This is a genomic window from Streptomyces sp. NPDC059816, assembly GCF_042732055.1.
GTDB lineage: Bacteria > Actinomycetota > Actinomycetes > Streptomycetales > Streptomycetaceae > Streptomyces.
Genome location: NZ_JBHWIQ010000008.1, coordinates 256,065 through 266,766, shown reverse-complemented (window position 1 = coordinate 266,766; position 10,702 = coordinate 256,065). Strand labels below are relative to the sequence as shown.

Annotated in this window: 11 protein-coding genes; 8 read left to right on the top strand and 3 right to left on the bottom strand. The window is 72.6% G+C overall.

Going from position 1 to position 10,702, the window contains the following annotated elements; all coding sequences use genetic code 11:
* Positions 1 to 143: 143 nt before the first annotated feature.
* Positions 144 to 881: a response regulator transcription factor gene (locus ACFV88_RS14065; protein ID WP_385490060.1), complete on the bottom strand. Its 738-nt coding sequence runs from the start codon at positions 879 to 881 to the stop codon at positions 144 to 146.
* Positions 882 to 1,012: 131 nt separating this feature from the next.
* A complete protein-coding gene (locus tag ACFV88_RS14060; RefSeq protein ID WP_385490057.1) occupies positions 1,013 to 2,230 on the bottom strand; it encodes a S1C family serine protease in 1,218 nt (405 codons plus the stop codon).
* Between the two features lie 235 nt (positions 2,231 to 2,465).
* On the opposite strand from ACFV88_RS14060, the gene ACFV88_RS14055 reads away from it, so the two are divergent.
* The 8 genes from ACFV88_RS14055 (at position 2,466) to ACFV88_RS14020 (ending at position 10,443) form a co-directional block, all read left to right on the top strand.
* The gene (locus ACFV88_RS14055; RefSeq protein ID WP_385490192.1) at positions 2,466 to 2,918 is read left to right on the top strand and encodes a GntR family transcriptional regulator; all 453 of its coding nucleotides are present in this window, start codon (positions 2,466 to 2,468) and stop codon (positions 2,916 to 2,918) included.
* Positions 2,915 to 3,847, top strand: coding sequence for an ABC transporter ATP-binding protein (locus tag ACFV88_RS14050; protein WP_385490054.1), 933 nt, complete (start codon positions 2,915 to 2,917; stop codon positions 3,845 to 3,847). The genes ACFV88_RS14055 and ACFV88_RS14050 overlap by 4 nt, the downstream gene beginning before the upstream one ends.
* Positions 3,844 to 4,902, top strand: a complete 1,059-nt coding sequence (locus ACFV88_RS14045; RefSeq protein WP_385490051.1) for an ABC transporter permease — start codon at positions 3,844 to 3,846, stop codon at positions 4,900 to 4,902. The genes ACFV88_RS14050 and ACFV88_RS14045 overlap by 4 nt, the downstream gene beginning before the upstream one ends.
* A gap of 385 nt (positions 4,903 to 5,287) precedes the next feature.
* Complete coding sequence (locus tag ACFV88_RS14040; protein ID WP_385490048.1) at positions 5,288 to 7,519, top strand: RNA degradosome polyphosphate kinase; 2,232 nt, start codon at positions 5,288 to 5,290, stop codon at positions 7,517 to 7,519.
* Complete coding sequence (locus tag ACFV88_RS14035; RefSeq protein WP_385490045.1) at positions 7,500 to 8,633, top strand: CHAD domain-containing protein; 1,134 nt, start codon at positions 7,500 to 7,502, stop codon at positions 8,631 to 8,633. Before ACFV88_RS14040 ends, ACFV88_RS14035 begins: the two co-directional genes overlap by 20 nt.
* On the top strand, positions 8,630 to 9,091 hold the full coding sequence (locus tag ACFV88_RS14030) for an NUDIX hydrolase (RefSeq protein WP_385490043.1): 462 nt from the start codon (positions 8,630 to 8,632) through the stop codon (positions 9,089 to 9,091). Before ACFV88_RS14035 ends, ACFV88_RS14030 begins: the two co-directional genes overlap by 4 nt.
* Positions 9,092 to 9,319: 228 nt before the next feature.
* A complete protein-coding gene (locus ACFV88_RS14025) occupies positions 9,320 to 10,138 on the top strand; it encodes a helix-turn-helix transcriptional regulator (RefSeq protein WP_385490041.1) in 819 nt (272 codons plus the stop codon).
* Complete coding sequence (locus tag ACFV88_RS14020; RefSeq protein WP_385490038.1) at positions 10,135 to 10,443, top strand: DUF397 domain-containing protein; 309 nt, start codon at positions 10,135 to 10,137, stop codon at positions 10,441 to 10,443. Before ACFV88_RS14025 ends, ACFV88_RS14020 begins: the two co-directional genes overlap by 4 nt.
* Here ACFV88_RS14020 and ACFV88_RS14015 read toward each other — a convergent pair.
* The gene (locus ACFV88_RS14015) at positions 10,367 to 10,537 is read right to left on the bottom strand and encodes a hypothetical protein (RefSeq protein WP_385490214.1); all 171 of its coding nucleotides are present in this window, start codon (positions 10,535 to 10,537) and stop codon (positions 10,367 to 10,369) included. The two genes, ACFV88_RS14020 and ACFV88_RS14015, sit on opposite strands and share 77 nt — an antisense overlap.
* Positions 10,538 to 10,702: the final 165 nt, after the last annotated feature.

Below are 10,702 nucleotides of genomic sequence, written 5' to 3'. Positions count from 1 at the left end.
CCGCTGTGCGGGGTGGTGGGGGGGGGGGGGGGGGGGGCGGGGGGGGGGGGGGGGGCCCCCCCCCCCCCCCCCACCGCCGGGGTTCGGGTTCCGCGGATCGGGGGTTCCGGGTTCCGGTTCTCCTGCCGCGGGGGGAACGCCGCTCACGGGGTCCCGTCCGTGCTGCCCGGCCGCAGTACGTACCCGACGCCCCGCACGGTGTGCACGAGCCGGGGTTCGCCGCCCGCTTCCGTCTTGCGGCGCAGGTACATCACGTACACGTCCAGGGAGTTGGAGGTCGGCTCGAAGTCGAAGCCCCACACGGACTTGAGGATCTGCTCGCGGGTGAGGACCTGGCGGGGGTGGGCGAGGAACATCTCCAGCAGGGTGAACTCGGTACGGGTCAGCTCCACCGGTCGCCGGCCCCGGTGGACCTCGCGGGTCGCCAGGTCCATGCGCAGGTCGCCGAAGGAGAGGACGTCTCCCTCCGGGGCCCGTCCGGCGGCGGTGGTGTAGGTGCTGCGGCGCAGCAGGGCCCGGATGCGGGCGAAGAGCTCGTCGAGTTCGAACGGTTTGACGAGGTAGTCGTCGGCGCCCGCGTCGAGTCCGGTGACGCGGTCTCCGACGGTGTCGCGTGCGGTCAGCATCAGGATGGGCACCAGGCTGCCGGCCGCGCGCACCCGGCGGGCCGCGGTCAGACCGTCCATCCGGGGCATCTGGATGTCCAGGATGATCAGGTCGGGGCGGGTCGCCGCCGCCTTCTCCAGGGCGTCGGCGCCGTCGACGGCGACCTCCGTCAGGTAGCCCTCGAAGGCGAGGCTGCGCTGAAGGGCTTCGCGCACGGCGGGCTCGTCGTCCACGATCAGGATGCGCTGCGGTTCGCCTTCGGGCGCGGAGTTCATCGGTACGGCTCCGGTGAGTGAGTGGGTGTGGGTGGATCAGGGGGTGCGGTGCGGCGGGAGGTGGGGTGTGGGGCTTACGGGGCGCAGGGTACGGGGGTACCGGGGTTACGGGGGGTACGGTACGGGGCCGGTCAGCCGTCCGCTCCGGCTCGCAGGGCCGGCAGATCGGCCTTCACCGTGTTGACGGGGATGGCGAACCCCAGGCCCACGCTGCCCGCGTCGCCGCCGCCCGCGCTGCTCGCGCTGTACATGGCCGAGTTGATGCCGATGATGTGCCCGTTCATGTCGATGAGGGCGCCGCCGGAGTTGCCGGGGTTGAGCGAGGCGTCGGTCTGGATGGCCTTGTACGTGGTGGTGGACGCGCCGGGGTCGCCGTTGAACTCGCGTCCGCCGAACTCGAAGGGCCAGTCGCCGCCCGGCTGCCGCGGCTGGTCCTGGTTGTTGGCCACGGTGACGTCGCGGTTGAGGGCGGAGACGATGCCGCTGGTGACGGTGCCGGTCAGGCCCTCGGGCGAGCCGATCGCCACGACCTCCTGGCCGACCCGGACCCGGTCCGAGTTGCCGAGGGTAGCGGCCTTCAGCCCGGCGGCGTCCTTCAGCTTGATCAGCGCCAGGTCCTTCTTGCTGTCGGTGCCGACGAGCTCGGCGGCGTACTTCTTGCCGTCGCTGGTCGTCACCTGAATGGCGGTGGCGCCGGCGACCACGTGGTTGTTGGTGACGACCTCCCCGTCGGAGGTGATGATCACACCGGAGCCGGTGGACTGGCCGGCGGTGCCGGACGCCTTGATCTCGACGGTGCTCGGTGTGACGGCCGCGGCGACGCCGGCGACGGTGCCGCGGCTGGAGGAGGCCACCGGGCTCGCGGCGACGGAGGAGGCCGTCGTCTGGTGGGTGGTGAGCTCCTGGATGCCGTACGCGGTGCCGCCGCCCACGGCCGCGGCGACGATCGCCACGGTGGCGAGCAGGGCGAACGGGCGGCGCGCCCGGCGTCGGCGCGGACCCGCCGCCGGGGTGGGTGCCGGGGCGCCCTCGGGGACCGGGCTGGTGCCCCAGGCGACCGCGGGCGTCTCGGCTGCCGTTCCGGACGGCCCGTCGGGCGGCTCGGGCGGTGGCGGGGGGTAGGCCCCGTACGCCGGCTGCTGACCCGCGTGCTGCTGACCCCCGTACTGCTGGTGTCCGTACTGCTGGGGTCCGGGGTCGCTGCTCCACGAGGGGTGCGTGGGGTGGGCGTGCGGGACCGGGTGCGTCCGGGGCGCCGTGGCGTCCGGGGTTCCGCCGGTCGGGGCGCCGTGCTGCTGGTCGTGGTCGCGTTCGGGGGAACCGCTGTCGCGGCGAGAGCTTTCGGTCATGTCCATGAGCGTGTCGGGAGCGGATGAGAGCGATCTGAGGACGAGCTGAGAAGCCCGACAGAACCGCGTATGCCCGATATAAGGAAGCGGGGCGCTTGACGTCCCGGGCGGCTCCTGGTGTGGGAGTGTTTGGGATCATCGCAGGTCAGGGGCGTATTTCCGGGTTCGACTTGACGATCACCGGAGACTTGCACCACCCTTTCACTACTCAATTAGTGAAAGGGTGGTTGTTCGAGTGGTCGAGTACCGGATCGACCGGCGCAGCGGCGTCGCCACCTACGTCCAGATCGTCCAGCAGACGAAGCAGGCGCTGCGGCTCGGTCTGCTGGAACCGGGTGACCGGCTGCCCACCGCCCGCGAGGTCGTGGAAGCCACCGCCATCAATCCGAACACCGTCCTGAAGGCGTACCGGGAGCTGGAACGGGAGGGCCTGGTCGAGGCTCGCCGCGGACTCGGCACCTTCGTGCGACGTCGGCTCGGTGCCGGGGCCGCCGACTCGCCGCTGAGGGCCGAGCTGTCCGCGTGGGCCGCCCGGGCCCGTGCCGCGGGGCTCGACCGGGACGACGCGTCCGCGCTGCTCACCTCGGTCCTGGACGAGCACTTCACCGCCGCCGACGGAACACCGCCGGCACCACACCTGACCGGACCGTCCGAGGGCGGACGGACTCACAAGGGGGACACCGCATGACCGAGACCGCCATCGAGGCGGCCGACCTCGGCAAACGCTACGGCGGGCGCCGCGCACGGGGGACCGGCGCCACGGACGGCTGGGCCCTGCGGGGCTGCGACTTCCGGCTGCCCGCGGGCCGTGTCTGTGCCGTCGTCGGGCCCAACGGCGCGGGCAAGTCCACGCTGCTCGGCCTCGCCGCCGGGCTCGCCCACCCGAGCACGGGCACCCTGTCCGTCCTCGGCACCCGACCGGCCGCCGCCCGCGAGCGGCTCGCCTACGTCGCCCAGGACAAGCCGCTGTACCCGCAGCTCACCGTCGGCGAGACGCTGCGACTGGGCGCCGAGCTCAACCCGGGCCGCTGGGACGCCACCGTCGCCCGGCGGATCGTCGGGGACGGCGCGCTGCCCGCGGGCGCCCGGATCAAGGCGCTGTCCGGCGGTCAGCGGACCCGGGTCGCGCTCGCGCTCGCCCTCGCCAAGCGGCCCGAGCTGCTGCTCATGGACGAGCCGATGGCCGACCTCGATCCGCTCGCCCGCCACCAGCTCATGGGCACCCTCCTCGCGGAGGCCGCCGAGCACGGCACCACCGTCGTGATGTCCTCGCACATCCTCGGCGAGCTGGCCACCGCCTGTGACTTCCTGCTCCTCGTCAGCGAGGGCCGGGTCCGGCTCGGCGGTGCCATCGACGACCTGATGGACGCCCACGCCTTCGTCGTCGGGCGCGGCCCGGTCGAGGAGCTGGCCGCCCACACCGTCGTGGAGTCCCGGGCCACCGGACGGGGCACCACCGCCCTGATCCGCCCCACGGGCCCCGTCGAATCCGGCTGGGAGACCAGCGAGCCGACCCTGGAGGACGTCCTGCTCGCCCATCTGCGCTCACCCGGCGCCCCCACGCTGCTCACCCCCGGCGCCGACCCGGCGGTCAGCCGTACGGGGGTGGCCGCATGAGCGCCCCCGACGTCTCCACGACGCAGCGCGCCCCCCGCACGTCCGGGCCCGCCGCACCCGCCGGGGGCCCCGCCGCCGACGGGTTCCGTCCGTCGCTGCGCGCGGCGGCCCTGGTCCACCGGGGCCTGCTGCGGGCCGTGGGCCTCCTGCTGCTCCTCGCCGTCGTCGTCACCTTCGGCCTGTACCTGTGGCAGCGGATGGCCGCGGACCGGGACGATTGCCTGAAGCCGATCGGCGAAGCGTGGACCGGCCCCACCCACTGCGGCACCGAGCTCTTCGGCTACCAGAACGCGGCGTCCTGGTACCGGCTGCTCAGCAACGAGTACGGACTGTGGCTGATCACGGCCGCGGTGCTGGCCGCGGTCGTCGCCGCGGGCCCGCTCGTCGCCCGGGAGCTGGAGTCCGGCACCTTCCGGCTGGCGTGGACCCAGTCCCAGACCCCGGCCCGGTGGCTGACCGTCCGCCTGGCCGTGTTCGGCGCCGTCGCGGCCGTCGTCGGCGTGGTGATCGTCGGGCTGCTGCGGTTCGTCCGGGTGACGTCCCGGGACATCATGCCCTGGTACGACACCGACACGTTCCCGGCGCTCGGCCCGGTCCTGGTGGCCTACCTGCTGCTGGGCGTCGCGGTCGGCTCCCTGGTCGGGCTGGTGCTGCGGCGGGTGTTCCTGTCGATGTCGGTCGCGGCACTGGTGACGGCGGGCGTCCTCGCCGGCCTGTCCGAGCTCCGCCCGTACCTGTGGCCCACCGAGTCCCGCCAGTGGCTGCACGAGCAGAACTGGCCGGTGCTGCCGAACTCCTACCCCGCCCGCGACGGGTGGCTGCACGCCGACGGACACCGCATGCCCTGGCGGTGGGAGACCTGCCAGCGCCAGAACCACGACGTCGTCGACTACCACCGCTGCCTCGAAGGAGAGGGCATCGTCGGTCGCTGGAACGAGTTCCACCCCGCCTCCCACTTCTGGCCGCTCCAGCTCGTGGAGACCGGCATCGTGCTGGCGCTCGCCGCGCTCGCCGTCTTCGTCTCGCTGCGGGTGCTGCGCAAGATCGCACCCTAAAACCCGAGGCACCGAGGCACCGAGGCCCCGGAGCCGCGCGCCCCGGAAACCTGCTCCACGGGGGGACGGGCCAGGCACGCCACCCCGCGCGCCCGGCCCGTACCGGAGGGCCCTTGACCACGGCCCTCGACCACGCACCACGGCCACGGCCCCTGACCACGGCCACGGCCTCGCCCCACGGCCCCCGGACGCCCGCACCACGGCGTCCGGGGGCCGCCTCGCGCTGCCCCGCACGTCATGTCCTCGTAACCACGCATTCAGACGGGGTTGCCACGCTTGGTGCATGCAGCCCGCCGCGCCCGCCCCCCGAGCCAACGGGACGCCCGCGCTCCCCCGCGCCCGCTCCGACGCGCCGCCCCGCCCGGTAAAGCGGAACAATGGGACCATGAGTCAGCCAGACGCCCATGCCAAGGTCCAGCACGCGCAGCCCTCCGTGGGGTCGATCGCCGCGCACCGTCCGCACACCGTCTCCGCGGCGGTGTCCGATCTGGAACCCGACATCGACGCCGACCTCGACGCCTACGAGGACGACGACACCGAGGGCGCCCAGCTCCCCCAGGGCCGGTTCCTGGACCGGGAGCGGAGCTGGCTCGCGTTCAACGAGCGGGTGCTCGAACTCGCCGAGGACCCGAACACCCCCCTCCTCGAACGGGCGAACTTCCTGGCCATCTTCGCCAGCAACCTGGACGAGTTCTTCATGGTCCGGGTCGCCGGACTGAAGCGCCGCATAGCCACCGGCGTGGCCACCCGCTCCGCGTCCGGACTCCAGCCCCGCGAGGTGCTGGACATGATCTGGGCCCGCTCCCGGGAACTGATGGCCCGCCATGCCGCCTGCTTCCAGGAGGACGTCGCCCCGGCCCTCGCCGAGCACGACATCCACCTGGTCCGCTGGGCCGAGCTGACGGACAAGGAGCAGGCCCGGCTGTTCACCCTGTTCCGGCACCAGATCTTCCCCGTGCTGACCCCGCTGGCCGTCGACCCCGCGCACCCCTTCCCGTACATCTCGGGCCTCTCGCTGAACCTCGCGGTCGTCGTCCGCAACCCGGTGAGCGGGCACCGGCACTTCGCCCGGGTCAAGGTGCCCCCGCTGCTGTCCCGGTTCCTGGAGGCCTCGCCCTCGCGGTACGTACCGATCGAGGACGTCATCGCCGCGCACCTGGAGGAACTGTTCCCGGGCATGGAGGTGCTGGAGCACCACATGTTCCGGCTCACCCGCAACGAGGACCTCGAAGTCGAGGAGGACGACGCCGAGAACCTGCTCCAGGCCCTGGAGAAGGAACTCATGCGCCGCCGCTTCGGACCCCCGGTGCGGCTGGAGGTCGAGGAGTCCATCGACCGGTACGTGCTCGACCTGCTGGTGCGCGAGCTGAAGATCAGCGAGGCCGAGGTCTACCCGCTGCCCGGCCCGCTCGACCTCACCGGCCTGTTCGGGATCTCCTCGCTGGACCGGCCCGAGCTGAAGTACCAGAAGTTCATCGCCGGCACCCACCGCGACCTCGCCGAGGTGGAGTCCGCGTCCGCGCCGGACATCTTCGCCGCGCTGCGCGAACGGGACGTGCTGCTGCACCACCCGTACGACAGCTTCTCCACCTCCGTGCAGGCGTTCCTCGAACAGGCCGCCGCCGACCCGGGCGTCCTCGCCATCAAGCAGACCCTGTACCGGACCTCCGGCGACTCCCCGATCGTCGACGCGCTGATAGACGCCGCCGAGTCCGGGAAACAGGTCCTCGTTCTGGTGGAGATCAAGGCCCGCTTCGACGAGCAGGCCAACATCAAGTGGGCCCGCAAGCTGGAGGAGTCCGGCTGCCACGTCGTCTACGGGCTCGTCGGCCTCAAGACCCACTGCAAACTGTCCCTGGTGGTCCGCCAGGAGGGTGACACGCTGCGCCGCTACTCCCACGTCGGCACCGGCAACTACCACCCCAAGACGGCCCGCCTGTACGAGGACCTGGGGCTGCTCACCGCCGACTCCCAGGTCGGCGCCGACCTGTCCGACCTGTTCAACCGGCTGTCCGGCTACTCCCGCCGCGAGACGTACCGCAGGCTGCTCGTCGCCCCCAAGTCACTGCGGGACGGGCTGATCTCGCGCATCAACAAGGAGGTCCAGCACCACCGCGCCGGCCGCCCCGCCTACGTCCGCATCAAGGCCAACTCCATGGTGGACGAGGCCCTGATCGACGCCTGCTACCGGGCGTCCCAGGCGGGGGTGCCGGTCGACGTGTGGGTCCGCGGCATCTGCGCCGTGCGACCCGGCGTTCCGGGCCTTTCGGAGAACATCCGGGTACGGTCCGTACTCGGCCGCTTCCTGGAGCACTCCCGGATCTTCGCCTTCGGCAACGGGGGCGAACCCGAAGTGTGGTTCGGCAGCGCCGACATGATGCACCGCAACCTCGACCGCCGCATCGAAGCGCTCGTCAGGGTCACCGATCCCGCCCACCGGGCCACCCTCAACCGGCTGCTGGAGACCGGGATGTCCGACTCCACCAGCTCGTGGCACCTGGGACCGGACGCCGAATGGACCCGACACGCGACCGACGCGGACGGCCAACCGCTGCGGAACGTACAGGAGATGCTCATTGACGCCCGGAGGCGCAGGCGTGGCACATCGAAACCTTGACCCCGTGGTCCACCCGACGGCGGGGGACGTCCTCGCGGCCTACCTCCAGGGCTGCGCCACGGACTTCCTCCGCTCGCTCAGGCTGCACCGCGAGGCCGGGTCCGGGGCGGGCGGCAACCCCGCCCCGGCCGAGGCGGCGGCGCGACTGCGCCGCTCCTCCCGCCGCATCAGCGGCACCCTGCACACCTTCCGCCCGCTGCTCGACCACGAGTGGTCCGACGCGCTGCGCGCCGAACTCGCCTGGCTCTCGGGCACCCTGGCCAGCGAACACGCCCACGGCGACCGGCTGGAACGGCTGCTCGCCGCACTGGCCCGGCTCTCCGGCAAGGTGCCCGTACCGGGCCCGACGCGCACCGCGCACCCGCCCGGCCGTACGGCGGCACCCGCCGTAGGGGGAGCCGGGGCGGCGGGCACCGCCGTCGGCACCCGGCCCGTCCGCACGGCGGCCCCGCCCGCCGCCGGCCCGTCCGTCCCGCCGCCCGCGGGCGCCCCGGGCAGCCTCACCCTCGGCGCCGCCAAGGCCGGCGCCCTCCTCGAACGCCAACTCACCCTGGCCCGCACCCGGGCCCACTCGGCGGCCCTCCAGGCCCTCGGCTCCGCCCGCTTCCACGCCGTTGCCGACCGTGTCGCCGTCCTCGCCAGCGAGGTCCCCCTCACCCCGGCCGCCGCGGCCCCCGCCGCCGCGCTCACCACCCTCGCCGCCGAGGCCGAGGCCCGGCTCCTCGACGCGACCGGCACGCTGCCCCTGCTCACGGCCGGGCACCCGTACAACGCCGAGGCGCTCGCCGCCGACCCCTCGCCGCAGGCCCAGGACGCCCCCTGGCACCAGGTCCGCCTCCTGCTGCGACTGCACCGCTACGCCCACGAGGTACTGGGCGCGCCCGCCGGAGCCGAACCGGAACCCGCCCGGCTGCTGCGTGCGGGACGCGCCCTCGACCAGCACCGCGACGCGTCCGAGGCGGCGACGGCGGCGGCCACGGCGGCCCGCACCCCGCGCATCGCCCCGGCGACCGCGTACGCCCTCGGGGTGCTCCACGCCGACCAGCGCCACGAGGTGGAAGCGGCCCGCTACGCCTTCCAGCGGGCCTGGACCCGGGAGGTGACCGGAGGATGAACGACGCCACCAGCCACGCCACCAGCGACGACGCAACCCCCCGCACGGACCGCACGATCCACGCGGCCGGCTGCGTGCTCTGGCGACGCGCACCGCACGGGGACGACATCGAACTGTGCCTCGTCCACCGGCCCCGTTACGACGACTACAGCCACCCCAAGGGCAAGCTCAAACGCGGCGAGGACCCGCTGACCGGGGCGCTGCGCGAGGTCGCCGAGGAGACCGGGTACGCCTGTCTGCCCGGTACGGTGCTGCCCACGGTCCGCTACGAGGTGGGGGGACGTCCCAAGCAGGTCTCCTACTGGGCGGCCGAGGCCACGGAGGGCCGCTTCGTCCCCAACGACGAGGTGGACCACCTGCTGTGGCTGGTCCCCGACGAGGCCCGCGCACGGCTCACCCACGCACATGACCGCACCCTGGTCGATGCGCTGCTCGCCGCCACCCCGCGCCACGGATAGCTCCCGCGTCAACTCCTCTGGCGCCGTCGCCGTCGCCGCCACCGCGACCCCGGGGCGTCCGCACCTCCACCGGTGCGGGCGCCCCGCACTGGTGTCCGCCCGGTCACACGCGCGGACCGCGTGTCCGACTACGGAGCGTACGTCCCTCCTCATTGGGATGAGCCGCGCGTAACCTCCTGAAGGGGGAGGGAGTTTCCAAACCGCCCGAAAAGCACTGGAGTTGAATATATGACCGAAGGAGCTGTTGGGCCGACGGACGGTTTGGAATGGTTCGGACGCGAGATCTCCGAAGCCTTGCTGCACAAGGGGGTGACACCGCAGTACCTCGCCGACGCGACGGGGTACGAAGTGCCTTACGTACTGAAGGTCAGCAGTGGAAAGGCGCTGCCCTCGACGGCGTTCGCCAAGGGCTGCGACCGCTACTTCGGCACCTCGGGCTGGTTCACCCGCCTGCTCAACCGGATCAACGAACGAGGGCATCCAGGATGGTTCGTGCCTTACCTCAAGCTCGAACGGGAGGCGGCCCGCATCGAGGACTACAGCAACATGTTCGTGATGGGCATGTTCCAGGTGCCGAGTTACGCCGAAGCCGCCTTCCGCGCCGCGCACCCCAGGGAGGACGACTTCCAGATCAAGGCGCGGGTCGAAGCGCGGATGCGTCGTCGCGAGGTCATGGACACCACGATGCCGCCGCTGCTGTGGATCATCCTGCACGAGTCCGTCCTGTGCACGGTCGTCGGCAGCCGGGCCGTCATGTCGAGCCAACTGCGCTACCTGCTCCGTGAGGCCGCGAGTCCCCATGTGACGCTCCAGGTGCTCCGGTTCACCGCCGGCGCCCCGGCCTCGTCCATGGCGTTCACGCTGCTGAAGCCCAACGAGGGGCCCACCGTCGTGTATTCGGAGGCGCGGGACGTGGGCCACGTGAACGATTCCGCAGTGGCCGTCGGCAACGCCCGCACCGCCTACGAACGCCTCCGTGCCTCCGCCCTGTCGCCGGACCTCTCCCTGTCGTTCATCCGGGAGATCGCAGAAGAGCACGGTCGGTGAGCACCGCTCCCGGAACCGTTCCGGGACCGGCCTCCTGGCGCAAGAGCACGTACAGCGGTGGTGAGGGCGGGCAGTGCGTGCAGTGGGCGCCCGGACCCGCGACCGGCACGGTCCGGGTCCGGGACGGCAAGGACCCGGACGGCCCGCACCTCGTTCTGACGGCGACGGCGTTCGCGGGCCTGGTGGCGCTGGCCGTCCGGCCGGCCCCCGCACAGGGTCAGCCTTCCCCTACTTCGAGCGGCTGCCCCGGCTGTGGGCCACCCGGAGCGTGTCGCTCAGCGCTTCCGCCAGCCGGGCTACGGTGAACCGGAGTTCCGGGACGGTGAGCTTGGGTTCGTCGAGCATCGAGTGGGCGTGTCCGAGCAGGTCTTCGGCCATGGCGAGTTGGGTGGCTTCCACTCCGCCTGCGAGTCGGGCGAGGTATCCGTCCTCGTCGGCCGTGGCGAGGTAGCACGGTTTGCCTTCGGGGGACGACCAGGGGAGCAGCCGGGGCCCGGCGCCGGGGGAATGCGTCCGGTCCCGGGTATTGCACGAGATGGCATGGCCAGTTCCAGGAGCACGGAT

Coding starts and splice junctions, on each gene's coding strand:
- ACFV88_RS14065 (WP_385490060.1), bottom strand. CDS start 881: ATGAACTCCGCGCCCGAAGGCGAACCGCAGCGCATCCTGATCGTGGAC.
- ACFV88_RS14060 (WP_385490057.1), bottom strand. CDS start 2,230: ATGACCGAAAGCTCTCGCCGCGACAGCGGTTCCCCCGAACGCGACCAC.
- ACFV88_RS14050 (WP_385490054.1), top strand. CDS start 2,915: ATGACCGAGACCGCCATCGAGGCGGCCGACCTCGGCAAACGCTACGGC.
- ACFV88_RS14045 (WP_385490051.1), top strand. CDS start 3,844: ATGAGCGCCCCCGACGTCTCCACGACGCAGCGCGCCCCCCGCACGTCC.
- ACFV88_RS14040 (WP_385490048.1), top strand. CDS start 5,288: ATGAGTCAGCCAGACGCCCATGCCAAGGTCCAGCACGCGCAGCCCTCC.
- ACFV88_RS14030 (WP_385490043.1), top strand. CDS start 8,630: ATGAACGACGCCACCAGCCACGCCACCAGCGACGACGCAACCCCCCGC.
- ACFV88_RS14025 (WP_385490041.1), top strand. CDS start 9,320: ATGACCGAAGGAGCTGTTGGGCCGACGGACGGTTTGGAATGGTTCGGA.